The sequence below is a fragment of the Rathayibacter iranicus NCPPB 2253 = VKM Ac-1602 genome (assembly GCF_003149025.1).
Classification (GTDB): Bacteria; Actinomycetota; Actinomycetes; order Actinomycetales; family Microbacteriaceae; genus Rathayibacter; species Rathayibacter iranicus.
Genome location: NZ_QGDV01000020.1, coordinates 1 through 23110, shown reverse-complemented (window position 1 = coordinate 23110; position 23110 = coordinate 1). Strand labels below are relative to the sequence as shown.

Here is a 23110-nt window from a genome sequence, read left to right as displayed (position 1 = left end):
CCACTGCCCGGCAGATGCGCGAACGCCCCAACCAGAAGGGTTGGGGCGTTCACGTCGAGCACCTACGTGACGGTGCCGGCCTCCGCCGCGGTCGGCTGCTCGTCGAGCAGGGCGGACAGGAGGACAGGAACGCCGCGTAGGTACTGCGCCCGCCCGCTCTTCGGGTTCGTCAACCCCACGCGAACGGTCGAGATCTGCTCCGTCCGTGCGTACTCCGCGCACAGTCCCTCCGACCACACCGACGACCATGCGGCCGTCGGGTTCGCGCCGTGCAGGATGCGTCCCGGGTAGAACTTCTGCGCCTCGTTGAACGCGGTGGTGTGCTCGAAAACGACGACGGGCGTCCTACCGCTCGCGGTCATGCCGAAGTGGCCGATCTTCAAGCCTTTCGGCACCCACGCGTCCTGGGAGTCCTTCGTCCACCCCAACGCACTATTCACCGACGCAGCTATCGCGGCAGCGTCATCGCCGTCAACCGGGTTCACCGGGTACGGAGGTTGGCCGACCGCATGAGTGTTGCCGATGTGGGCGCGACCGGAGGCCATCAGCTTCGTCAGCGTCTGAACGAGCATGGCACCCGGGGTCGATTCGCGCTGACGCTCGATGGTCTTCGCCGCCTGAGCGAACAGCTCCTGCATGTACGAGCCGGGCCCGCGTCCGAGCTTGTCGATGAGCGGGTCCTCGGGGTCGAATCCTGCCCAGAGCGCCAGCTCGCGCAAGACCTCAAACGTGATCGCGAGGTCGGCGGCGATCGCCGCATGACGGGCGGCCTCCCCGGCCGACATCCCGTGCTCTTCCAAGAGGACCGTCTGCCCGAACGCGGCGAGGGAGCGGACACTGTCCTTGAGTGCCCGGAGTCTCTCCGGCCAGGCGGTGCCGTAAATGTTGTCCTCGTCGTTCAACCAGAATCGGATAAGCGCGGCGGTGAGGCGGGCGGGGGCGCCGTCGGTCGCGTTCAAGGCGTCGACTTTCGCGACCGCGTCTCCGTTGGAGAACATGTCCTTGGGTGTGCTGATCGCGACGATGCGCTCACGGATGGACGCGACCTGCGGTTCGTTCTCCGCCGTCATCACGAGCAGCGCGGTCGGCATGCTCTGCTCGCGTTGGGTGTTCGTGCGACCGTCCATCTTGCGTCGACCGGAGCCGTTGTGGACGGCGCGGATGATGTTGCCGACGGCGGCCTCCTGCTGCTCCGCCTGGCGTTTGTCGACGGTGGGGGCGAGGTCGTCAGCGACCCAGATGGGGCTACGCGCGATGGAGTATTCCATCGCGGCGGCGGTGTCACCGGCGGCGCCCGGGAGATTTCCGATGGTCCACGTGCCCACGGAGGACTGCCAGGCGCCCATCATGTGCACGGCGGTGAACGTCTTGCCGGCGCGCGGCGGTCCGTAGATGTAGATGGTCACGGACGGGCGGACCGGGAGCGTCGGTCGGTACATGCCTGCCACGGCGGTGACCGCGGCCGAGCGTTCCTTCCACGCGCCGGATTCGATGTACGTCTCCAGCACCGTCCGCATGTCTTTGCAGATCTCCGATTTCCACGCTTCGACGTCGTCGAGCTCGTGATAGCGGTCAATGACCCCGAAAGAGCTGGCGCCGCCGAGGACCCTGTCGGTGACACCGGGGATGGTGTTCGCCTCCTCATCCCGAGTTCGAGCAAGCACCTGGTTGCCGACGATGAAAGCGGCGTTGCCGTGCTCGCCGGGAACCCACCCCATCACCGCCCAGGAGTTCAGCTGAGCGACGTCCTCAGCGTGGTTCGCCTTGATCGCGCTGAGCCACTCGATGCCCTTCTTCGGCGGCCATTCCGGCAGCGCAAGCAGCGGGTTTGGCATGATTGCCCCGTGTCGGGGCCAGTCGGCCACGTTGTGCGCAAGGAGGTTCGCGGGCCCGGACACGACACCGGTCTGCGTGGCACCGTTCGCGTCTTTCCAGCTGAGGTCGATGGTGCAGGTGGAGTCGCCGAGCTCGGCGTCGAAGGTGTGGTCGATAACGCCGGAGTCGATCTCCGAGGGGTGCGGGCGACGACGTGATTCCATGCTGCGCAGGCGTCCACCGATACCGACTCGACGCACCCAGCTCGGAGGCATCTTTGTCCCGTCGCCGGCCGTCTCCTGGGTGAACTCCTCGACGATGGTTGGTTCCGTCGGCCTCACGCGCATGTCACCGATCGCGTAGAGAACCTCGTCAGGACGCTCCGGCTGCTGCGGCAGGTCCGGCTGGGCGTAGGACAGCACCTCGGCCCAGTCGCCGACGCGGGCGAGGTAGTCGTCGATGCCAAGCTTCGCGTCGGCCATGCCGGGCACGTGGATCTTCGCCAGTTCCGCTTCCGGGCTGCCGAGGTTGAGCAGGTACGGGGTGCCGTGCTTGTACTCGATGAACTCGAACAGCGCTCGCGCCTGACGCCACACCTGCCAGTTCGTAGTCGTATCGCCGTCGAATGCGACGAGCGCGCGGCGATCCTGCAGTTTGATGGACCGCCAGTCCGGCTGGTCGCGCCAGTTGGCGACCCCGGCGAACGACAGGATCGTCACCCGCTGGTCCTGCGGCACCGCGGTCATCAGTGTTGAGAGGATCGCGCGCGCCTGCGCGGCGGACGGCGGCACCTGGGACAGCTGCTCGTCGGTGATGCCTGCGGCGCGAAGCTGCCCGGTCAGCGCGGAGTCACCCTTGATCGCCCCCTCCGTCATCAGGATCGTGAAGGAACCGTTGATCCACTCCCCTGGCGTGGCGGGGTTGAGGTCCAGGGTGGTGCCCTCACCGCTGAGGAACTCATACTTCGCGGTCTTCCCGCTCTTGTTCCGGAGAGGACGAGACGGTCGCATCTGCAGGGTGCGGGACTTCGCGTCCGGGCCGCGCTCGGTGACGTCGGTCGCGCGGAACCAGGGGATGACGAGGGCGTCCTCGTCCTCGACGACCATCTGGTTGAGGCGGCGGATGATGCTCGTGCCCGTCGTGTCGGAGCTGCGCTGCGCGATGGTCCGGGCGCCGTCCTTGTCGTCCATTGAGGAATAGCCGCGCGCGATCGCGACCAGGGGCGCGACCCCGGAATCGGCGAGTTTGATGGCGCCTGAACCGGTGACCACGGGCGAGTAGTCCGCCGAGTTCCAGGGCGTGCGAGTGGGGCGTGAAGTCATGTCCCCCGCTATGCGCAGAAGCCGGACGAGATGTCGCAGTCCGCCGTTCTGCACACCTCCTCTGTGCTGGGCGCATAGACGCGCCGTGGCAGATATAACTCACCCAACCATCGGCGTCATCAATGCCCCCGAGGTCGCCGACGCGTTCCGGCAGCTGGGCTTCCGGGTCCTCACCGGGGACACCTTCCGTGACGCGGCAACCGCGGTCAGCAACGCCCTCAACGACGGGGTGTTCCCCGTCGTGCTCGCGGAGTCGTCCGGGCCGGGCGTGAGTCCGTGGGCGTCCAGCACGGCGGCGAAGACACTGCTCGTCGTGATCGGCACACGGCCTGACCTACAGCTGCTCATCACAGGTGGCAAACGTCTCGAACTCCCCGCGACCGTGGACGACCTGCTGCCGCTCGTTGGCTACATGGCCTCGGGTTCCGTGCACGGCGCCGTTCAGATCATCGACCAGACCTCGGCACCTCTTCCTACCGCCGCGCAGCCGCTTCCGCGGCCCCTCCCCCTGCCTCGAGTGGAGCCCGCGCCCGTACCGACCCCGACCCCGGCGCCCGCGACCGTTCCTGCCGCGGCAGCCCCAGCGACGCTCGCCGAGGGCAAATACCTCGCTCAGCTGTTCACCACCGCGCAGCCCACACCGCCCACACCGGTCCCGCAGGCGGCGCCGACACCCGAGCCCGTACCGAGCCCGCAAGTAGTACCGACACCCCAGCCTGCGCCCACCCCGGAACCGGTCGCCCCGGCCTGGCAGCCGGAACTCGCACGCCAGTACGAGCCGACACCTCCGTACGAGCCCGCGCCGCAGACGGCGCCCGCCACAATCGCCACCGCGGACGACGAGGACGAGAACGAGGACGATATTTTCGCCGCGCCCGTCACCCCGAGCGGCAACCTGCGCGTGCAGCGCACCTCGGACGGGACAGCCGGCGGCGAGGTCATCTTCGTCTTCGCGGGCAAAGGCGGGGTCGGCAAATCGACCACGACGCTCATGCTCGCCACGACAGCCGCGGAGGCCGGCAAGCGGGTCATCGTCATCGACGCCAACCCGGGCCAGGCGGACGTGCAGATCAACATGCGCCTGAAGGTCGGCGCGGTCCCGACCATCTGGGACGCCGTGCGCTCCCGCGATCCGGCAACCGCAATCGTCACGCCCGGCATCTACAACGCCCACCGGCCCCGACTCGCCCCTCTCAGTTTCGCCGTCGTGCTGGGCCCACCGGCCGAGCACGCTTCCCCCGAACATGTGTCGGCCGAGGCGTATGCCGCCGTCCTCGACTACGCGCGGACACAGGCCGACCTCGTCATCGTGGATACACAGACGGACGAGGCGCACAAGACCGCACTCTTCGAACGGTTCGTGATCCCCACGATGGTGTCCGGCGCGTGGACGGTCGCGATCGTCAACGATTCCCGCGCCGGCGTCGACAACCTGCTGAGCCGGCTGGGTGAGCTCGCTCGACGGGGAGTGACGAACGCCCGAACCCTCGTGCTCGCGTCAATGTACGAGACCTTCGACGAGCGCACCCAGCAGGGCATCACCCGCAAGTACGGCCAGTTCGGCACCTTCGTAGGCTCGGCCGGGCTCGACTCCGCCGTCCGGGCGCAGATGAACGTCGGCGTCCTGCTGCACGACTCGCCGTCGATCGCTCCCGCCATCAATGCGATCCTCAGCCGCGTCACCGGCGACCCCGTGTTCGACGTCCGTCCGGTCGAGATCGCGAAGCGGCCGTGGAACCCGTTCAGGCGGGTGCACCGATGAGGGCCAGCGCCGCTCGGAAGCTACCGAGCTACCCGCAGATGCGCGCATTCGCGGCGACGATCGCCTGGGCCACCGGCGAACACGTGCTCGCCGACCTCGACGGCGCTGGCGGCCACATCGTCATCCTCCTGCCGACCCAGGGGAAGCTGCACACCGAGACCCGCAAGGGCCCGCGGCAACTGCCGGTGTTCATCAACTGGTCCACCGGGCCGGTACTGACGATCCCTCGCGGACATGATCCCGTCGAGGCGACCTGGCGCGTCGTCGAACGGGGCATCACCCGCTCGGGCACCGTCATCTTCGGCGTCGACCAGGGCCACGACGTCGTGCGCAGCGGGCCGTACCCAGCGGATGCCGCAGAACCGGAAGTTCACCGGGTCACGTCCGGCTCGGCGCTCGCTCGCCTGCGCCGGAACCTCCAGCGCGCCGGTGAGAACGCCGAGTGGACGTTCGTGCAGACGCTGGAGGCGTTCGTCGCGCACATGCTCGACCTCGCCAACCGGCGAGTCGCCCGAGAGATTGAGGGCCTCGACGAGGACGACGACTGGACAGGCGGGGAACGCCTCGGCGTCCTCGACGACATCACCCTCGAGAAGCTCACCGGCGAGCTGCTCTGGGGCGGGCCGTCGAACCGGTCAGGGGTGTCGGCGGTGCGCACGATGGTCCGCCGCATCGCGACAACGCCCATCAACCAGCAGCCGATCGTCAGCTACCTCGACCGGAACATCTCCGCGCGCGCTGAGTCAGCCATCCGCGCCGAAATACGTGACCCGCACATCGGCCCGAAGATCCGCCGCTTCGCAGCCACGCACCGAGCAACCGACCTGGCGTCATTCATCGCCGCGTACCGCAGCCGCCACCCGGAGGACGAACTCGGCCCCCGCCGCGCGACACGTGCACTCACCGCGGGCCGCACCGTCAACGCAGTCACGCACCCGCTGTTCGAGGAGGACCACTCGTTCGCTCGAGCGACACGACACGACCACGACGAGGAAGAACCGCTCGAGCTGAACGAGGTCGGCCCCGACAAGGAGGCCGCCGCGTGAGCGCCGACGTCATGCGGCTCCCGAACGCCGCAAAGAAAGCCGCGAATCAGATGCGCGCGGAATGGCTGTACTCGATCGCGGCCGGCTACGTCACCACCACGGACGTGCTCACCGTCGCGAGCACACCCGAGGGCGCTCCCCTCCGTCGGCTAACGCTGCATCAGATCCTCAGCCACCAGCCCAGCTGGGGCGACGCCCGCAGCGGCCGAGTGATCACGCACCTGCGCCGCGTGCTCGGTGAATTGACCATCGCCCCGAAGCGGATGACGGTCGCCTGGCTCCTCGACGCGCGCGCCGGCGGACGGCGTCTGCAGGTGTTTGAGGACGCCCTCGCCCCGCGCGTCATCCCCTTCGACGGTTTCCCGTTCACCCCCGCACCAGAAGGGGGCGCTGATGACTAGCAACCTCGACAACAACCGCTTCAACGACCTCGTCGCCGCGGTCGCAGGCCGCGGCGTCGGCGCCGACCGGCTCCCCTCGATCACCGCTGCGTTTGAGGAGCTCAGCCGCACGCAGACGCTACACAAGTGGGCGATGGAGCTCGCGAGCCACCGAGGCATCCGGGACCCGCACACCCGGGAGGACATCGAGTCGATTGTCACGGAGAAGGTTTTCAGGGCGCTGCTGCACATCACCTCCACAGACGTGGACCGGGTGCGGGACTGGTCCAGGCACCTGCACGGCCAGTCGAAGAACGCCGTCCGTGACTACGTCGCCTCTCGAGCTCTGACTGCAGCGTCCGGGATGAGCGGCGTTCAGCGACGGGCGACGACGGTGAACATCGCCCATCGGGATCTGCTGGCCAGCTTGCAGCGTGAGCCCAGCCAGGCGGAGATCATCGCGCACGCGAACACCTACCTGTACGAGAGCCGGAAGAACCCGCAGCGGCAGGGAGCGCTCATCACCGAGGCCGATTTCGGCGCCGCGTCCACCGGCGCGCTGTCGTTGGACATGTACTCCGAGTGGGGCTTGGACCTCGCCGACGAGACGAACCAGATGGAGGTGCAGGTGGAGGCAGCCTTCGCCGCGCAGAACCTGATCCGTGAGTGCCGGCGGCTGTTCCCGCGCGACGCGCGCCTGCCGGAGGTCGCCCGGTTCTGGATGCATCTGCACCTGACCGGGGAGCGCGTCAGCGCCATCCGGGTGGCGAACGCGACCGGCGCGTCCCGGAAGGCCGCGCGCGATCTGTTGCAGCGGTTGGAGAGTGTCCTGGACGTGATGCGCAGCCAGGACGCCGCCTAGATCGGTTCCGTCCGATCGAGCGCATGCGCGTCGACCGGGGCGCTCGTCTCGAACCAGTACAGTCCGTCGACCACGGTGATCGTGCCCCGGTCGACGGATTCGGCGAGCTGAGCGGCCGCGGCCGGCCAGTTGATGTGGTTGAACGGCCAGCTGTCCCAGTCGATGCACGCGAATGCCTCCGCGTGGCTGGACTCCGGTGGCGGGTATGCGTCGGCTGCGTACCCCTTCGCCGCGGCGACCGGATCCTCGAACGCGCCGATGAAAGCCTGGCAGGCGTGCTCAATGATGGCGACGTCCACGGTCGGGTAACGGCCGACGATGAACTCGACGAGGTGCTCCGCCGGGAGCGGCAGCGGCGCGTGGGTGCGCTCGCCGCGGTCCATGATGGCGCGGACGACGTCCGCTCGGGTGGGCTTCATCGTGTTCCTGTTCTGAGAGATCATGAGTAGGAGTGCAGGCCGTAGAACACGTCAGCGTCCTCCTGCGTGGGTCGAAGGGACGAGGGTTGCACGTCCGTGGGCGTCTCTGTCACCGGGGCGTCGAGCCCCTCGGCCGAGACCATCTGCTCGCGGACGGTGCCTGCGTCGGGGGCGACCTGGTCGATCAGGCTAGGCGGCCAACCATCGTCACCGTCGATCCCGGCGCATGTGGCGGTGGCGTTTGGTACGACGACAGGCTCGAGGGTCGGCTCGAGCGCTGAGACGGCGGAGCTGTCCTGCACGGACGGGCGGGCGTCGGTCTCGGGCGCTGACTCCGACGCCAGGATGACGGCCGGGCCCGCCTTCGAAAGCGGCCGCTGGAAGGCGAGGCGGACGACCTCCTCGCTGGCCAGGAGTGCTGCGACAGGCGCGGCGACCGCGATGAGCACGCCGAACTGAGCCTGCGGCTCTGCGAAGTCCCAGTCCCAGAACGACGCCGAGTGAGCGGCGTTCACAGCTACGGAGACCGCGGTGAACAGGTAGAGGAAGAACAGTGATCGTCGAGCGTGCTCGCCGCGGGAACGGAACACGGCGTAGGTGATCGTGTAGGTGACGATCGCGCCGTCGATGAAGACCGCGGCGAGCCAGTGGGTCGGCGCGGGGTTGCCGGTCCACACAGCCGCTTCGGTGATGGCGGTGAAGCTGAAGACGTAGGACGCTGCCATGATCAATCCGACGAGGACAATCGCGGAGACGCCGACGTACCACCGGTCCGGGCTGATCGTTGCGGTGCGGCGAGACTCAGCCATCGACTGCGTCGCTCGCCTCGAGGGTGATCGCGGCAACGGCGGCGAGCACCGCGGGGAGCGCACGGTCCCGGGCGGCTCGCCCCCGAAGCTGCTCCGGCCAGCGGACGAACGTCGCCCCGGTGCCGGTGGCTCGCGCGTAGGCTACGGTCCTGCCGGTGCCGTCCAACGCCTGCCCGTCCGTCACTGTCACCGTTGCCGGGTCGGTCAACTGGGCGGCGTACCAGTCGGGAACCCGCTCGACCGTCTCGACGAACTCAGGGGCGTTCTCACGGACCCAATCGAGCAGCGCCGCGTCGTCGATGCTCAGCGGCGGCGGGCCGGTGACGACCGCAGCCGCGCCGGCCGGGGTGTCCACTGTCGTCGCCCCGCTGGCGGTGACGGTGCGGACGAGCTGTCGCTGCGCGACCTTCAGCTCCGCCGCGACGGCGTCACGCAGCGCGAGCAAGGCGAGAACTCGCTCGGTGGCGTCCAAGGATGTGGGGCTGGATTCCATCGGGTCTCCGATCGTCTGTGGCGCGCGGGCGCGCGTCGGCCTCGTCTCTATGCGCGGCGGTCGCTGCTGCCGTGGCTGTCCCGGCTCCGGCAGGCACCGCGCATAGACGCTGCATGGGCCGACCGAGCGTCCGACAGATTCGAGGAGACACCGTGGTATTCACCGCGACCGACGAGCAGATGGCTGCTCTGCACGCCTATAAGACTGGTGAGAACATCATCATCAAGGCCGGCGCCGGAACTGGGAAGACGAGCACGCTACAGCTGCTCGCTCACGACCAGCCGCAGCGGAGGGGCCTCTACCTCGCCTTCAACAAGGCAATCGCCACCGAGGCGGCTAAGAAGTTCCAGGGCACGGGTGTCGTATCGCGCACCGTGCACAGCCTCGCGTACCGCGACTTCGGGCGCCCCTTTCAGGAGCGCCTGGACGGCCGGTACCAGTTCTGGACGGTCAAGTCCGAGATCCTCGGCATCCGCGAGCGCTTCGACCTCGGCGAGGGCGTCAAGCCCCGCTTTATGTCCAGGCAGACCATCGTGCGCCTCGTGATGGAGACCGTCGACGCGTTCTGCAAGTCGGCCGCCCTCGAGATCACCGCCACCCTCGTCCCCGTCCCCGAGGGCCTGGCGTTCACCGACGGCCCGGCCGGAGCCGCGCTGCACATGCAGGAGTTCATCGCCGGCTACGCCCGGAAGGCGTGGGAGGACCTGTCCACCCCGGCCGGTCAGATCTCGTACAAGCACGACTACTACCTGAAGCGGTGGCAGATGTCCGGGCCCGACCTGCAAACCGACTTCGTCCTGTTCGACGAGGCTCAGGACGCCGACGAGATCATGACGGACGTCGTACGGAAGCAGACCAACACTCAGGTCGTGGCGGTTGGCGACGAAAATCAAGGGATCTACGGCTGGCGCGGAGCCGTCGACTCCATGAATGCCTTCGGCGGGGTGAGGACGCACCTGACCCAGTCCTTCCGCTTCGGTCAGGCGATCGCCGACGAGGCCAACTTCTGGCTCGACATGCTCGGCTCCGACATGCGCCTGCGCGGGATGGCGGGCGCCGCGTCCAGCGTCTGGAAGTCGGAACGGCAGCCGGAAGCGATCCTCACGCGCACGAATATGGGCGCCATCCGGGCGGTCATCGACTCGCAGGAGCGTGACGTCAAAGTCGGCATCGCAGGGACCACGAAGGCCAAGGAACTTCTCTTCCTCGGCAAGGCCGCGATGGAGCTCCGAGAAAAGGGCCACACGAACCACCGCGACCTTGACTTCTTCAACTCCTGGCAGGAGGTCGTCGACTTCGCCAACGAGGACGACGTCGGCGACATCGCCGCGCTCGTCAAGGTCATCGACGACTACGGCCCCGAGCGCATCGTCGAAGCGGTCGAAGCGACCGTCCCGGTCGAGCAGGCGCGCACCGTCGTCTCGACGATGCACGTCGCGAAGGGTCTCGAGTTCTTCCACGTGAAAATCGGCCCGGACTTCTACGAGCCCGGCAAGGACGACGACGGGCAGCAGAAGCCGCTCACCCGCGCGGAAGCCCGCCTGCTCTACGTCGGCGTCACCCGTGCGCAGCGCCACCTCGACCCCCACCACATCGACTGGGCGAAGACGTTCGAGGGCGGCATCACCGACTGACAAACTCACGCCCGCACCCCACCTCCCCCAATCCCACGACACCACAGGGCCCCAGGACCACCCTCAACCCGGGCCGGACAGACATGAAGTACTTCCTGGTCTCCTCTCTCATCTTCGTCGCGTCCGTACTGGGCCCTCTCAGCTGACCGGCGCGCAGAGTTCAAAGGATGTCTCTCAACTTTGTATCCCTGGACTTCGAGACCGCGAACGCGAAACGCGGCTCGGTGATTCAGATCGGGGTCGTCCGCGTCATCGACGGTCGAGTGCTCACCCCGTTCGCTTCGTTCGTGACCCCGCCGCCCGGTATGGGCCAGTTCGCGCCCCGGAACTCCGCCGTGCACGGGATGCTCCCCGAGCAGCTCATCGGCGCGCCGGACTGGCCGAGCATCCTGGAACGGCTCGTCCGGTTCGCCGATGGCCTGCCGATCGTCGCCCACAACGCGCAGATGGAACGCTCAGTCGTCGAGCAAGCGTCCGAGGCGCACGGGCTCGTTCCGCCAGCGTTCGACTACTTCTGCTCCCTGAAACTCGCTCGCGGCGCCTACCGGGAGGAGAAGAGCCACAGCCTCGCCATCCTCAGCGCCCGAATCGGGCTGCCGTCATTCGCGCACCACAACGCGGCCGCGGACGCCGTCGCCTGCGCGAACCTCGTGCTGAACATCGCCCGCGGGTGGGGAGTCGACGACGTGCGCGCGATGCCTGTCAACTGGCTGATGCCGCGCACGTAGACCGAGACCGCGAGGTTCTCAGAGCAGTTTCGAGACAGATCCGGTATCCTGCTCGCATGGCTCCCATTCCCACCCTCCAGCGCCCGTCCGTGACGCGTGCCGCTGAGGTGGGCAATGACGGCCTCACCAACTCGGAACGAAGCGCCCTGGCGCGCAAGTACCGATTCGAAGCAGGTTCGCGCCGCATCTCACCGTCTGAGCGCGCCGCCATCGAATCAGCGCGCGCTCAGCGCGCCAGCAGCGCATAGCGTACGAGTGGGTTTCAGCGGGCGTCGAGCATGTGACTCACCTCCAACGATTCATCTGCACTGACCCACCGAGGAGAGTCTACGAACCGGGCTTCGGCAGGCGTCACCCCCGACCATGGGAGTTGGACGTTCAAGCGCACCTGCGCGATCTTCGCCTCCCGCTGAGCCAGTCCGAGAATCTGCTGCTGTGCATTGCCGACAACGACGACGTCGTTGCGGCATGCCACTACGGCTTCGACGACGAGGGGAAGGATTTCATCATCTTCGCTCTCGCCGTCGCACCCGACCACACACATCGAGGCCTGGGGCAGCGCATCCTCAGCCTGGCGCTTGAAACGATCCGGCAGACCGCGGAGCAACAACCGGAACGCGCCTGGTCCACGATCGCACGAATTGATCATCGAAATGGACCGAGCCGCGCGCTCTTCCAGCGGATGAGGTTCGAGAGGATTCGCGATGCAGTGGATGACCTCGAGCTCTGGGAATTCGTCATCGAGCGGCCGGGCGCGATGTGAACAGCTTCGGCCCCTCAGGCTCCGCCACGACGTGGTCGTCGGGGACCTTCGATGTTTGTGGGTCCGAGAGGCAAGGCGAACGCCCCGGCCTCGGCTCAAGGCGCTAGGCAGGGTTCCGGGCTGCTAGCGATCGAGCAGCAGCTTGGGTTGGCCCACGCAGACAGGAATCCCGCGATGCGCCAGGGCCGCTGCGGCAGGCTCACTCACGCCTGCGGACCCGCGACGGGACACCGGTCATCACCGATTCACCGTCGCGAGGCTCGTGCCGCTCGCGAGGCTCACGTCCACGGTCGACGCGAATCGTGCCTGAACCCCTTCGATGTGGGAGACGGTGATGACCTTCGTGGTCCTGCTCAGCGTGTCGAGAACGCTCGCGGTCGAGGCGATGCCCTTCGCGTCGAGCGACCCCCAGCCCTCGTCGAAAACGAACGTCTCCACCGGGGTGCCGGTTCCGCGGGCAATGATGTCGGCAAGGCCGATGCGGATGGCGACGTCCACGCGAAAAGCTTGACCTCCGGAGAGGGTCTCGTAAGAGCGGAGATCGTCACGGGTCTGAACGTACACGTGGATCTTGTTGTCGCCGGCGGACCCGGTGTCGCGAGAGGTGCGCAACTGCACGGTGAGTTCGCCGCGGGACAGGCGGCTGAGCGCATGATTGATCGCGTCGTTGAGGTCAGCGAGCACACCGCCGAGGATCATGGCTGGGATGCCCGTTGGTGAGTACGCCTTGAACAGCGTCGAGAACTCGACGTGCTGCTGCTTCGCTGTCGCGAGCTCGGCCTTCGCGGTAACGAGTCGGACCTCCTGGCGCGCGCGAGCGGCCGCGCGGGCGGCCCGGGCGAACAGCTCCTGGGTAACAGTCGCGGAGACCTGCCGCTGCGTCTCCCGTTGGGCGGTCAGCTCAGCGCGTCGCGCGACTGTCGCAGCGGCGTCGGCGCTGGCCCGCGCCTGGACGGCCGCGAGCTCCGTGGTGAGGCGAACCTCCTCGGCGTCGGGGTTTTGGTGCCGCAGGATCGCCTGCTCCGCGTCGGCGCTATCTGCGAGGGCTTGCGCGGTGGCGGCGGTTTCTTCCGCGGTGATGCGCCCGTGCGCCGTGGTGCGATCCGCCTGCGCCTCAGCAACCCCGGCGGCGCGCGCGGCCCAGGCGGCTTGCTCCGTGCTCGCCGCGTCGAGGATCGCCCGCTCGTGGGTGGGCTTCGCGTTCACGTGCGCATCGGCGCGTGCGCGCTCAGCGATGTGGTCGGCGATGGCGCGGCGGTATTCCTGCTCCTCGACGGTCGCGTCGGCCTGCTCGGCTCGGGCGAGGTCAGCGAAAGCGTTCCCCGCCTTCCCCTCGGCGTTGATCGCGTTCTGACGCTGCCGGTGCGTGGCAGTCTGCGCGGTGAGCGTATGCATGAGCAGCCGCGCGTCCTCGGGGTTCAGGTGCTGACCGCAGGCATAGCAGCTCGGGTCGACGGTTGCCGACTCGATGGACGCGGTCAGGGCTTGCACCCGGGCGGTGTTGTCGGTGATCAGGACGGCGAGGTTCTGGAACTCACCCAGGAGTTGGCCGCGCTTGCCTGCGAGGTCAGCGAGGACGCCGCGCTGCTCTTCCGCGCGGTTCGCTGCAGCGGTGGCGGACGTCTCGCGCTCTTCGATCAGCTCGGTCAGTTCAACGATGCGCGCCTGCGCGGCGGTGATGGTGTCCAGCGCGGTGCGGGCGGCGGCAGCGGACCCCTGAGCGGCGACGATGTCAGCGTTCGCGCGAGCGGTGAGGGCAGCGGACGCGCGCTCCCAGCGCCCGTCCGTGTCCGCTCGCGCCGAGGCCGCCCGAGCGGTCGCCGAGGAGAGGGCGGCGTTCGCTCGGGCCACCGTCGCGGTAGCGGCGGCGAGAGCGGTCGTGCGGGCGGTGCTTGCGTGGCTGAGAGCAGCCTGCAGGGTGGTGACCTGCTGCTGCGGATCGGCGGCGTTCAGCTCGGCGAGTTGCTCGGTGAGCGCGTCGATGGTCGTCTGCGCGATTGTCTGCTGCGCGGTGAGGTCCGCGTCGGTCACGGTTCCGGTGCCGTCGCTGTCGTCAGTGAGGTGCGCATCGGTGAGCTCGGTGACGCGCCCGTCGATGGTGGCCACACGGTTTGCAGCGGCCTCCGCCTTCGCCTTCGCCTTCTTGGCGAGGGAGGCGTATATGTCAAGGCCGAAGACGCCGGAGAGGAGCTCGAACCGCTGGGACGGCTGCGACGCGGAGAACTTGCCGTACTGGCCTTGCTCGGCGATCCAGGTCATCGCCGCGGTGCTGTAGTCCATGCCGATGAGAGTCGTCATGGTCTCGGTGACCTGACGGGCGCCCTTCTCGGTGATCGCGCGCCACCCGAGCGGCTGGGAGGAGTCCTGCACATGCACGGCGGCGGTGGAGGAGCCGGCTCGCATGTAGGTGCGCTGCACCCGGTAGCGGTCGCCGTGGAGGGTGAACTCGACGCTGACGCTGCCGAATTTCGCCCCGGTGGTGATGGACTCGGCGATGGTGGCGCTCTGGAACTTGCCGTAGAAGGCTATGAGCACCGCCTGCACGAGGAGCGTGGACTTGCCGGCGCCGTTCTCACCGACGCCGATGACGAGGTCGAGCCCGTCGAGGTCGACCCGCTGGTGGTCCCGGAACGAGCCGAAACCTTGGATGTCGATGGACATGATCTTCATGGGTTCAGCCCTCCAGCTTCTCGGCAGCGCTGATGAGCGCGGCAGTAGTGATATGCGCGGTCGGGTGGGCCTCGGCCCACGCGCGCAGTGCGGTCACGGGGTCGACCTTCTCGGGGAGTGTGGGGCGGTCGGGGGCGGGACGTTCCACGGCGCGGGCGATGACGTTCGCGAGTGTCGCACCCGCCTTCGTGATCGCCTGGCGCAGCTCGCGCGGCAGTTCCGGCTCCCCGGTGACGAGCCGCACCTGCACGAGGGTTCCGGGTGCCAGCGCGGCGACACGGTCGGCGGTGTCCGGCCGCTCGAGGTCGAGTTCGGTCATGATGCGCGCGGGAGTGAGGATGCGTTCGACGGTGAATGTGCCGCCGGCGGCGAGGGTGACGAGGTTGCCGCCCTTCGCGTCGCGCCTGTCAGTGAAGGTGAGACGGTTTGGGGATCCGGCGTAGTAATACCTATCCCCCATTTTCTGCGGGGTGTGGATGTGGCCGAGCGCTCCGTATCGGAACGGCAGCTGCTCGAGCTCGCGGATGGGCAGGACCGGCTCGGAGAAGAACGAGGACAGGTCAAGCTCAGAACCGCGGCTGAAACCGTCGGCGACAGCGTCGATGCGCAGCCGGTCGACGGTCACGTGCGATGCCATGATCAGCGGCACGGTCGGATCGGCAGCGCTGGCGAGGGCGGTGAGCTGGTCGATGCCGAAGCGGGTGACAAGCTGGTCTCCGGCAGTCGGGGTCAGGTCGGTCTCCCCGAGCTGGTGGAGGACCCGGTTCTTCGACAGCCATGGGAGCGCCGCGACCTGTAAGCCGGTGTCGAGGCGGATAAGTTTTGGGCCGGAGGCGACGTGGACGGTGCCGCCCATGCCGCGCAGGAGCCCGGCAACGACGTGGATGACGGTCGCGTGGTCCGTGGGGACGCCGGTGAGGTGGTGGTTGCCGTCGAGGAGGACGATCGGGATGCCCGCTTCGGCGACGGGACGGAGGGCGTCGGCGAAGAGCCTGTACGCCTCCGCGGATGGCCTGCCGTCGCGGAAGTTGTCTCCGGCGCTGACGAACGCGTCGACGCCGCGTTCCACGGCCGTGTCAGCGAGGAATCGCAGGACACGAAAGTTCGACTCCCAGAGCAGATGCCGGCCGGTCGCAGCGTTCAAGGAGCTGTGCGTGACCTCGTCGAGGTGCTCGTCGCTGACATGCATGAAAGTGGTGGGCATGTACCCTCTATGCGCGGTGGGTCACGCGGATCGGTGCCGTACCGAACGCGCCTTCGAGGGTTGAGTCCAGCGCCGTCGGCCCGCTCCGGACTGTCCGACAGTCTCGTATCGTCACTGCACGTCCGCCATGTCCAGCGTGGGCGGTGACACGTACCGAATGGAGATGAGGCGGGCATCGAACCCGTTTGCGTGCCTCCGCTTCCGGTCGACGGCCGCTTCCAATTCCGCTTCGGTGATGTCTAGCAGCCGAACTCGTTCGCGGAGGACGCCGAGGAGATCCGCGAGCTCGCCGAGGGCTTCCTCTCGACCGGCAGTCGCGCCAACTTCGAGCGCCTCCTTAACCAGCTTCGCGTCGAGCGCCCGCATGACCTCGTCGTCGTCGAGGGCTCCGCGCACGTCTAGGACGCCACCGGACGCGCCCACTATCGCTGGTACGAAGTCGCGCACGAGCTTGCTCACGTCAGCCTCCTGTCCAGGCGCACGTCGATGAGCGGGAGGTACGGCAGGTGGCCTTCGACGCCGATCACGGTGAATCCTGCGGCTCGCGCGGCCTCGGCTGTGGACCCGCTGCCGAGGAATGGGTCGAGGACGGTGCCGTCGGCAGGGGTGACGAGGGTAATGAGCCAGTCCATGACAGAAAGTGGCTTCGGAGTCGGATGGGTCGTGCCGTCTGGGGCGACGGGGCGTTCCTTCGTGCTCGCGCGGCCAGCGTAGAACACCTTCGGGTAGAACCGGCTCGGGCCACCCTCATCGTCGTATTCCGCGCCCGAGTGGGTTGTCCTCCAGTCTGCGCCGGCCGCGCCCTGACGAGCGGCGGATCTTCGGGAGGTCGAACGCGGGTTGTGGGCGTCGAGCTCGACGGCGGCGTCCGGGTCCAGGAGCAGGTTCGTCGGCCAGCGACCCGGTGCGTCGTAGTTGGTTTTGACGGTGCCGTTCGTGAACCGCCCGTACACAGTATTGCCGCCCTGGGGCGTGCCGAAGTCGGCGTGCTGGTTCTTCGTCTTCGACTCGCGCTCGTCAGCGTCAGAGGCGAACGGGACGCGGCAGGCCTCGATGTTCAGCCCGCCCGTGCCCCATCGTGCGAGGTTCGCGGCGATCGTCCCCTCCGTCGGCTTCTGCGCGAGGATGATCGGCTCGTACCCGGGTTTTGTGGAGTGGCGGGTCTTGGCGAAACTGTCGGCGCGGATCCAATGCAGCTGGTCGACGAGGCGGAACCCGGAGAGGCGGACGGACAGGCCCATCAGGTCCTGGGTGCGTGTTCCGGCGAAGGTGGCGAGGTACGCGCCGGGTTTCAGCACACGCAGCGCCTCCGCCCACAGTGCGGGCGGCGGCACGAACCGGTCCCACGCCATCCCTTGGAAGCCGCGGCCAGTGGCGGGGACGTAGTTGGTGTCGCTGGTCAGCCACGCTGTCAGGGTGGTGATGATCTTCGACTGGGGCAGCGATGCGAGCCCGTAGGGCGGGTCGGTGACGACCGCGTCGACGCTGTTCGATGCGAGGGTGCGGAGCACGTCGAGTGAGTCCCCGGCGTAGACGGTCGCTCCGTCGCTCATCCGGTACGGGGTCAGCACGGTCACCGGCGCGGGTCGCTGAGTTTGAAGGTGCCGCGGAGGTCGGCGATGGCGTAGTCCGCGCGATGGTGGAGCGCGGCGACCGTCCCGTCATTGCGGATGACGCGCGAGAAGCGCGTGGCCGTGACCGATGTCTCGCTCCGGTGACGCGAGTCGACGGCGGTCGCGCCCTCGTCGACGGCCCCGCGAGCGATCCAGTAGCTGTGCCCGCCGAGACGTTCGAGTAGCTCGACCTCGTTCGGGCACCGCAGGGCGGTGATGACGACGTTCTTCCCGTTCGCATGGTGCTCGCGGATGGTCCGCTCGGCGATGTTCACCCACACGCTCTCGTCGAGGAGCGTACGGCCGACGTCGTCACCCAGCCGCTGCAGGAGGCCGCGCACCTCCGGGTTCCGTTTCGCGTCGGTGTAGCCGACATTCGTGTGCAGCTCCGAGTACCGGATGTGATCTCTCCTGGTGCGGGTCCGGCGCCGCAGCAGTGTCTCGACGATCATGCGCGGGGCCGACGTCTCGACAGGGATGAGCGGGTCGAGGGTGAGCAGAGCGAGCCTCAGCGGGTCGCTGATGCCGATTTTCACGAAATTGTGCTCGGCGACGAGGTGGTCGGCGAACGTGTCCTTGCCAGAGCGGAGCGCGCCGCCGAGGCCGACGAGCAGAGGTGGTGAGATGACGGTCATGGCCGGTCTATGCGCCTCATCCCGGCGAGGTGGCGCCGGGATGATCCCGGCTGATCACGTCAATAGGTTCGTGGTGATGGCCTCTCTCACGAGCGCGCGCCCGATCTCTACGGGAGCGTCAAAGAGCGGCGAAACAATGTTCTGGAATTGAGTCCCGGCCACGTCCCAGGCGATTCTCTGGCCCTCCCTGTCGATGGTGGGGATGATGAACCGCCCGTCTTCGTGGCGGGCGCACCTATCGTCGCCCGGGACCGTCTTCGCGTCGATCGTGGGGACGACAACGATGTAGGCGTGTGGGATGCCTACGCCTGCAGCGTACTTCGGGTTCGACCAGAAGAAGACGTGCAGCACCTGTCTCCGCCCGTCTTCGTGGGTGCGGTGCCACCCGACGAAGCCGGGTTCCTGATGCTGCATGAATCCATGCGGTTCGAGGATCTTGGAGATGCGCTTGGCAGTGGTCATGGCCGGTCTATGCGCCCGGCACCGGTGAGGTGGCACTGGCCGGGAGGCGGCTGAGGGCGTGGTCGATGGCCGCGACGACTGCTGCGCTGGCCCCGAGCGCGACGACCTGCCGGCCCCGGGTGGCCGCGTCGATGACGCTCTGCCCGTCGCCGGTCCAAGGGATTAGCACCTCCCCGTCACCGGTTTCGTCCAGGGCGATGCTCGGATGGACCGCGGTCGTCGGCTCGCCGGCGGGCCCGGGCGTCCGTGCGATGAAGGTAAGGGTGCCAGACCGGTCGTGGAAGCGGGCGTCCCGGAGGCCGGCGAGACGGGCGGCGACGTCAAGGAGGGTGGAGGCGATACCCGGCTCCACGGGGATCAGCACAGGGTGGCCCGGGCGGAGGAGTCGGCGCACCTCGTCGAACACGGCCGGTGTCGGCGGCAGCTCGGTCGTCGAGCGGTTCGGCGGCAGGTAGTTGCAATCGCCTGTCGCCCAACGGTGCAGGGTGTCGGCCGCCTCGGCGTCAGTGAGGGCGCAGGTCACGGCCTCGCTGCCCACCGCTACTGTGAACCTCGCGTCGGCGAGCTCGGCGAGAGCGGGCATCATGGCGCCGCTGCGCACGGTGACGCCGACGCGTTCGAGGGTGGTGACTGGCGGGTTGTCGTGGTCGGCGACGAGGCGGCGAGTCTGGTCGAGGTAGTCGCCGAAGTCGATGAGAGGTCGCTCCGTCATCGTGGTGGGGACGTCCACGCGGTAGAGGGCGATCTTGGCGCCGGTGGTGCGCATCTCGTGGGCGAGCCGGATGCTCTCCTGCTCGGTCGCGTACCTCTCGCGGAGAGTGTGGTCGACGATGCGGGCGTCGTCGACATAGGTGCCGGCCGTAGTCAGCGCGTCCTCGGTGGCGCGGATGAGCTTGGACAGGTCCGGCGTCGTCGACGGGACCGTGCGGCGCGTCCTCGGGTGGCCTTTCGGCCGGGGCATGTAGAACTCGACCACGAGGTGCAGCGCACCGTCCACGGGAGTCCACCCGTCGCCCTGCGCTTCACGGGCGGCCGCCTCCACCGCGGCGCGCCACGGTTTCACCTTTGTGGACGACTCAATGAGACGCCCGCCGCCGACGTGCCGTTTGGACCCCTGCGGGCCCGGGAGCCCGTGAACGGTGAACCAGATCACCGGCAAGCCGGGCGCCGCGGGCATCAGGCGAACCCGAGCAGGATCGTCAAGGCCAAAGGAAGAGCCGACGCCCACTCGACGGGGCCGCCTCGCATCGGTCCTTCGATGGCGGCGGTGCTCAAGAGCGAATCGCCGCCTGGACGAAAGCCATGCAACGGACGACGAAGCCGACGAGCAGGACGCACCGGAGGGTGCCGCAGACGGCGTTGGTGCTTTCCTCCCGCTCGCGCGCGTTGAGGTTAACGGGGGTGAACGCGGTGTCGAGTTCCATGCCCGGTCTATGCGCGCAGGGATGCACCGGTGTCAGTGCCGCCCGCGCAGATCCCGGCGGGTCAGCGATCGGCCCGTGTCCGGCTCAATCGCGGGCGTCTCACCGGTCCGCTGCGGCCCGGCCGCAGCGGTGTCGCGGGTGGGCATCGCCTCCGCCTCCCGGGCGAGCGCGCGGGCGGCGCGGCGGCTGTGCTTGTTTGCGCGGGCGGCAGAGCGGCGAGCGACGAGTTTGCTGGCACTGCTGGCCTTCGTGTTCGGGGTTTTGCCGCACGGCTCGGCGCACGGCCCGGGAACGGTGGATGGCCAGGAGCACGAACTCACCCGGGTCCCGCAGGGCAGTGCCGGACGCGATCGCGAAAGCTGTCTCCTCACCCCCGATCCGGCTGAGCGCGAGCAGCTGCGACTGGCTGATGTTCGGCGCGGCGGCGGCGCGGGCGCGCATCTGGTCGTCGCCAAAGCTGACGATGATGTCGAGCTACGCCGGGGTGACGTTCTCGCCCCAGACGAATTCCTCGTCCCAACCTCGGGCGCTCCTCCCAACAGTGGGCGCGGGTACGGACGTCCGCTCGACGGCACGTCGGGGACGTCCCGTCCGGAGGGTCATGACGACCGCTTCGTCGGGGTCGGGCGGAGAGCGTCACGGTGGGTCTTCATCGCGACGATCAGTGTCTCGAGCAGGTCGAGGTCATCGACGTCGATGTGAAGGTGGTGGTCGCCGTAGGCGATGAGCGGTCGCGGCGTCGTCGAAGGAGCAGGAGCCGGACGGCATCGCCTAATCAGTGTCGAGGGCGCCTGCGAGCTCGAACTCGGTCACCGTGATGAGGCTGGATCGGGTCTGAATCAAGTCGGTCATACCCTCACCAATGCGCTCGGGTCACCACTAGTGCATCCGCGCGGGCGTGGATGCATAGAAGGGTTATGACCACCGCTGCTCCGGCCATGGCCGTTGACCTCATCTCACTGCGCCGCCGATGGCGCCAGGCGGAGAAGCTCGCCGAGAACGTACCGGAGTGGAGCGTGAATCATCGATGGAGGGCTGCGGCGGCGGCCGCGCGGACCGCCCTGTTGGAGCACCTGAACGGCCACCCGTCCGATCGGACCGACGATGACCCGCGCGGTTGACGTCGCCCTGCGCGCGCCGCAGAACCTCGAGGACATCGCCGCCGAGATCTGCCGCGCGTGCGGCATCCACGTGAACGTGATGCTGCGCTGGCGTGATGACGACGTGCTCGTCGAGCACATCTACGTCCCATCGGACTACCGACGTCGAGGCCTCGCGAGAGCTGCGCTCGAGGTGGTCTGCTCTCTTCTTGATCTCGCCGGTTGGGCGGCTGCGTTGCAGGTCTCCGACGCATGGGGTTCGGACAAGGCGGAGCTGGTGCGCTGGTACATCCGGAACGGGTTCGTGTTGACCGGTGCGCCGCGCACCCTCAGCGACGTCAACTGGATGCGGCGGTCGCCTCGTCCGCTGCCCTGAACCGCAGCCATGCGGCGGCGGCGGCGTCCTCGACAGTATCGAGCACCTGGCCGGCGCGGTTCACCGTGACCCAGGTTCCGGGCCGCGGCGCCGACCACAGGGACAGGTTCACCTGCTCGTCCTCCCCCGGCTCCAACGGCTCCGCGAGAACGGTGAAGCGTCCGCCAGCGCCGCCCGGGTCGACGGCGGCGACGAAGTACATCGCCGCGCCCGGGATCTGAGCAGCGTTGATCGCCGCGCCCGCCCACGCGCGCGCTCCGCGGAGGGCCTTCCGGTGACGACGCCACGCGATCACCGATCTGGCGAGGATGACAACGCCGACGCTGGCCACCGCGTCGGCGACAAGGAACCACCCGGGGAACCGATCCGCAATCGGCCAGCCCAGCACGAGCGTGGCCGCCCAGAGCGCCGGGCCTCCGGTCGGCAGTGCCAGCAGCCACCACCGGCGGCTGCCGATCAGGTGCGCGAGCGCTCCGGCCAGGAACGCGGCAGCTGCCGGAGCCCACCCGCTCTCGGGTGTGGAGGTGCTGCGGAGAGCAGTGACCGCCATCACGGTCCCGCCGACGACGACGCTGGCGGCGCTGACGCTTGCAGAGATGACGTGAGCGCGCGCGTGCGGGAGAGGCCTGTCCGCGGGCTCTGACCATTCCGCGGCCCGCGGCGGTGCAGGTGAGGTGGGCGCCGAGGTGGTGCGCTGCGGCGGCGCGGCGGGTCGTCGGGCCCTGCCGGACGGCGGCTCCGCGGCCGAGGTCGAGGTCGCGGGAGCCAGGGTGCGGTCGTAGTCCCGGCGGCGGACGGGGTCGCGGAGGACGTCGAACGCCTCGTTGACGGCACCGGCGACGGCCGCTCCGTCGCGGTGGAGATCAGGGTGGGTCTTGCGCATCAGCGTGCGGTACGCGTACGTGATGTCCGCTTCGCTCGCGTCCTCGGTGACGCCGAGGGTGTTGTAGTGCGTGGTCATTGCACCACCGGGGCAGGAACGATGGGCCACGCGCCTTCGACGACCACGCTCGGCTCCTTAAGGCGGAGGTAAGCCTCAAGGCTCACCGCCTGCGCGAGCGCCCAAATCTTCTGGTCGGTGTAGAGCTTCGCGGCCGTCGACTGCTTTTGCAGCTGGGTGAGCAGCTTCCAGAGAACCCCGCCGGTCGCCGTCGCGTCCGCTTCCGCGTCGTGTGCTCCGTTAAGGGTGACGCCCAGATGCTCGGCGGTCGCGGTCAGCGTGCGCTTGCCCCTGCGGTACGGGCTGAGCTGCTTGTCGATGACGTATGGGTCGAACACGATGATGTCGTCAGCCTCGAGCGGCGAGATGCGGTGCCGGAGGCACTCCCGGTGCAGGAGCGTGAAGTCGAACCGGCCGTTGTAGGCCACGAGGGGCACACCCGCGCCTGCGAGATCGCGCAGAACCCGGGCGATGTCGGCGACGGCGACGGCGGGGTCCTGGCCATGCTCGTCCGTGTGGGTGGTGGTGACGCCGTGCACTGCGGTGGCCTGCTCTGGGATGGGGATGCCCGGGCGGATAAGCCAGGACTTCTTCTTCAGGACCTGGCCGTCGCGGTGCATGAGGCCGACGAACGCGGTCACGATGCGGTCCTC

25 protein-coding genes are annotated in these 23110 nt (G+C 68.4%); 11 read left to right on the top strand and 14 right to left on the bottom strand.

The window, feature by feature from the left end; genetic code table 11:
• Nucleotides 1–62: 62 nt before the first annotated feature.
• Nucleotides 63–3137, bottom strand: coding sequence for a hypothetical protein (locus B0H03_RS16760; protein ID WP_160487386.1), 3075 nt, complete (start codon nucleotides 3135–3137; stop codon nucleotides 63–65).
• Nucleotides 3138–3222: 85 nt separating this feature from the next.
• On the opposite strand from B0H03_RS16760, the gene B0H03_RS14730 reads away from it, so the two are divergent.
• The 4 genes from B0H03_RS14730 to B0H03_RS14715 are packed head-to-tail and all read left to right on the top strand — an operon-like array spanning nucleotide 3223 to nucleotide 7187.
• Nucleotides 3223–4899 (top strand): nucleotide-binding protein, encoded by a 1677-nt coding sequence (locus B0H03_RS14730; RefSeq protein ID WP_104354168.1) that lies wholly within the window; start codon nucleotides 3223–3225, stop codon nucleotides 4897–4899.
• Nucleotides 4896–5945, top strand: a complete 1050-nt coding sequence (locus B0H03_RS14725; RefSeq protein WP_133248951.1) for a hypothetical protein — start codon at nucleotides 4896–4898, stop codon at nucleotides 5943–5945. Before B0H03_RS14730 ends, B0H03_RS14725 begins: the two co-directional genes overlap by 4 nt.
• Nucleotides 5942–6346, top strand: coding sequence for a hypothetical protein (locus B0H03_RS14720; RefSeq protein WP_104354166.1), 405 nt, complete (start codon nucleotides 5942–5944; stop codon nucleotides 6344–6346). Before B0H03_RS14725 ends, B0H03_RS14720 begins: the two co-directional genes overlap by 4 nt.
• The gene (locus tag B0H03_RS14715) at nucleotides 6339–7187 is read left to right on the top strand and encodes a hypothetical protein (RefSeq protein ID WP_104354165.1); all 849 of its coding nucleotides are present in this window, start codon (nucleotides 6339–6341) and stop codon (nucleotides 7185–7187) included. The genes B0H03_RS14720 and B0H03_RS14715 overlap by 8 nt, the downstream gene beginning before the upstream one ends.
• Here the strand turns inward: B0H03_RS14715 and B0H03_RS14710 are convergent.
• Genes B0H03_RS14710 through B0H03_RS14700 form a run of 3 tightly spaced genes read right to left on the bottom strand, consistent with a single transcriptional unit; the run spans nucleotide 7184 to nucleotide 8908 of the window.
• Nucleotides 7184–7606 (bottom strand): hypothetical protein, encoded by a 423-nt coding sequence (locus tag B0H03_RS14710; protein ID WP_127843883.1) that lies wholly within the window; start codon nucleotides 7604–7606, stop codon nucleotides 7184–7186. The genes B0H03_RS14715 and B0H03_RS14710 overlap by 4 nt on opposite strands.
• A 20-nt stretch (nucleotides 7607–7626) precedes the next feature.
• Complete coding sequence (locus B0H03_RS14705) at nucleotides 7627–8415, bottom strand: DUF2637 domain-containing protein (RefSeq protein ID WP_104354163.1); 789 nt, start codon at nucleotides 8413–8415, stop codon at nucleotides 7627–7629.
• Entirely contained in the window at nucleotides 8408–8908 is a 501-nt protein-coding gene (locus B0H03_RS14700) for a hypothetical protein (protein WP_127843882.1), read from the bottom strand. The genes B0H03_RS14705 and B0H03_RS14700 overlap by 8 nt, the downstream gene beginning before the upstream one ends.
• A 152-nt stretch (nucleotides 8909–9060) precedes the next feature.
• Between B0H03_RS14700 and B0H03_RS14695 the strand changes: the two genes are divergently transcribed.
• The 4 genes from B0H03_RS14695 (at nucleotide 9061) to B0H03_RS14680 (ending at nucleotide 12033) form a co-directional block, all read left to right on the top strand.
• Nucleotides 9061–10542, top strand: coding sequence for a UvrD-helicase domain-containing protein (locus B0H03_RS14695; RefSeq protein ID WP_160487387.1), 1482 nt, complete (start codon nucleotides 9061–9063; stop codon nucleotides 10540–10542).
• 167 nt (nucleotides 10543–10709) lie between these two features.
• The gene (locus B0H03_RS14690) at nucleotides 10710–11270 is read left to right on the top strand and encodes an exonuclease domain-containing protein (protein WP_104354160.1); all 561 of its coding nucleotides are present in this window, start codon (nucleotides 10710–10712) and stop codon (nucleotides 11268–11270) included.
• 56 nt (nucleotides 11271–11326) lie between these two features.
• Nucleotides 11327–11518: a hypothetical protein gene (locus B0H03_RS14685; RefSeq protein ID WP_104354159.1), complete on the top strand. Its 192-nt coding sequence runs from the start codon at nucleotides 11327–11329 to the stop codon at nucleotides 11516–11518.
• 122 nt (nucleotides 11519–11640) lie between these two features.
• Complete coding sequence (locus B0H03_RS14680; protein ID WP_160487388.1) at nucleotides 11641–12033, top strand: GNAT family N-acetyltransferase; 393 nt, start codon at nucleotides 11641–11643, stop codon at nucleotides 12031–12033.
• 237 nt (nucleotides 12034–12270) lie between these two features.
• Here the strand turns inward: B0H03_RS14680 and B0H03_RS14675 are convergent, their stop codons facing one another.
• The 8 genes from B0H03_RS14675 to B0H03_RS16755 all read right to left on the bottom strand — a co-directional run bounded on the left by B0H03_RS14675 (nucleotide 12271) and on the right by B0H03_RS16755 (nucleotide 20041).
• On the bottom strand, nucleotides 12271–14703 hold the full coding sequence (locus tag B0H03_RS14675; protein WP_104354157.1) for an AAA family ATPase: 2433 nt from the start codon (nucleotides 14701–14703) through the stop codon (nucleotides 12271–12273).
• Nucleotides 14704–14707: 4 nt separating this feature from the next.
• A complete protein-coding gene (locus B0H03_RS14670) occupies nucleotides 14708–15907 on the bottom strand; it encodes a metallophosphoesterase family protein (protein ID WP_104354156.1) in 1200 nt (399 codons plus the stop codon).
• Between the two features lie 111 nt (nucleotides 15908–16018).
• Complete coding sequence (locus B0H03_RS14665) at nucleotides 16019–16366, bottom strand: nucleoside triphosphate pyrophosphohydrolase (RefSeq protein WP_104354155.1); 348 nt, start codon at nucleotides 16364–16366, stop codon at nucleotides 16019–16021.
• The gene (locus B0H03_RS14660; RefSeq protein WP_104354154.1) at nucleotides 16363–17484 is read right to left on the bottom strand and encodes a DNA methyltransferase; all 1122 of its coding nucleotides are present in this window, start codon (nucleotides 17482–17484) and stop codon (nucleotides 16363–16365) included. Before B0H03_RS14660 ends, B0H03_RS14665 begins: the two co-directional genes overlap by 4 nt.
• Nucleotides 17481–18155: a deoxynucleotide monophosphate kinase family protein gene (locus B0H03_RS14655; protein ID WP_104354153.1), complete on the bottom strand. Its 675-nt coding sequence runs from the start codon at nucleotides 18153–18155 to the stop codon at nucleotides 17481–17483. Before B0H03_RS14655 ends, B0H03_RS14660 begins: the two co-directional genes overlap by 4 nt.
• Nucleotides 18156–18209: 54 nt before the next feature.
• On the bottom strand, nucleotides 18210–18617 hold the full coding sequence (locus tag B0H03_RS14650; protein WP_104354152.1) for a hypothetical protein: 408 nt from the start codon (nucleotides 18615–18617) through the stop codon (nucleotides 18210–18212).
• A 7-nt stretch (nucleotides 18618–18624) separates the two neighbouring features.
• Entirely contained in the window at nucleotides 18625–19794 is a 1170-nt protein-coding gene (locus B0H03_RS16930; protein WP_202130193.1) for a RusA family crossover junction endodeoxyribonuclease, read from the bottom strand.
• Nucleotides 19795–19888: 94 nt separating this feature from the next.
• Entirely contained in the window at nucleotides 19889–20041 is a 153-nt protein-coding gene (locus tag B0H03_RS16755) for a hypothetical protein (protein WP_160487389.1), read from the bottom strand.
• 75 nt (nucleotides 20042–20116) lie between these two features.
• Here B0H03_RS16755 and B0H03_RS14640 point away from each other — a divergent pair, with 75 nt between their 5' ends.
• The 3 genes from B0H03_RS14640 to B0H03_RS14630 all read left to right on the top strand — a co-directional run bounded on the left by B0H03_RS14640 (nucleotide 20117) and on the right by B0H03_RS14630 (nucleotide 21517).
• Nucleotides 20117–20743 (top strand): hypothetical protein, encoded by a 627-nt coding sequence (locus B0H03_RS14640; protein WP_104354151.1) that lies wholly within the window; start codon nucleotides 20117–20119, stop codon nucleotides 20741–20743.
• Between the two features lie 215 nt (nucleotides 20744–20958).
• Complete coding sequence (locus B0H03_RS14635; RefSeq protein WP_104354150.1) at nucleotides 20959–21162, top strand: hypothetical protein; 204 nt, start codon at nucleotides 20959–20961, stop codon at nucleotides 21160–21162.
• Complete coding sequence (locus B0H03_RS14630; RefSeq protein WP_104354149.1) at nucleotides 21146–21517, top strand: GNAT family protein; 372 nt, start codon at nucleotides 21146–21148, stop codon at nucleotides 21515–21517. The genes B0H03_RS14635 and B0H03_RS14630 overlap by 17 nt, the downstream gene beginning before the upstream one ends.
• On the opposite strand, the gene B0H03_RS14625 is transcribed toward B0H03_RS14630, so the two are convergent.
• Both B0H03_RS14625 and B0H03_RS14620 read right to left on the bottom strand, forming a co-directional pair.
• A complete protein-coding gene (locus tag B0H03_RS14625; protein WP_104354148.1) occupies nucleotides 21480–22478 on the bottom strand; it encodes a J domain-containing protein in 999 nt (332 codons plus the stop codon). The genes B0H03_RS14630 and B0H03_RS14625 overlap by 38 nt on opposite strands.
• Nucleotides 22475–23110 (bottom strand): exonuclease domain-containing protein (locus B0H03_RS14620; protein ID WP_109714914.1); only part of this gene is annotated, 636 nt, incomplete at its 5' end. The genes B0H03_RS14625 and B0H03_RS14620, both read right to left, overlap by 4 nt.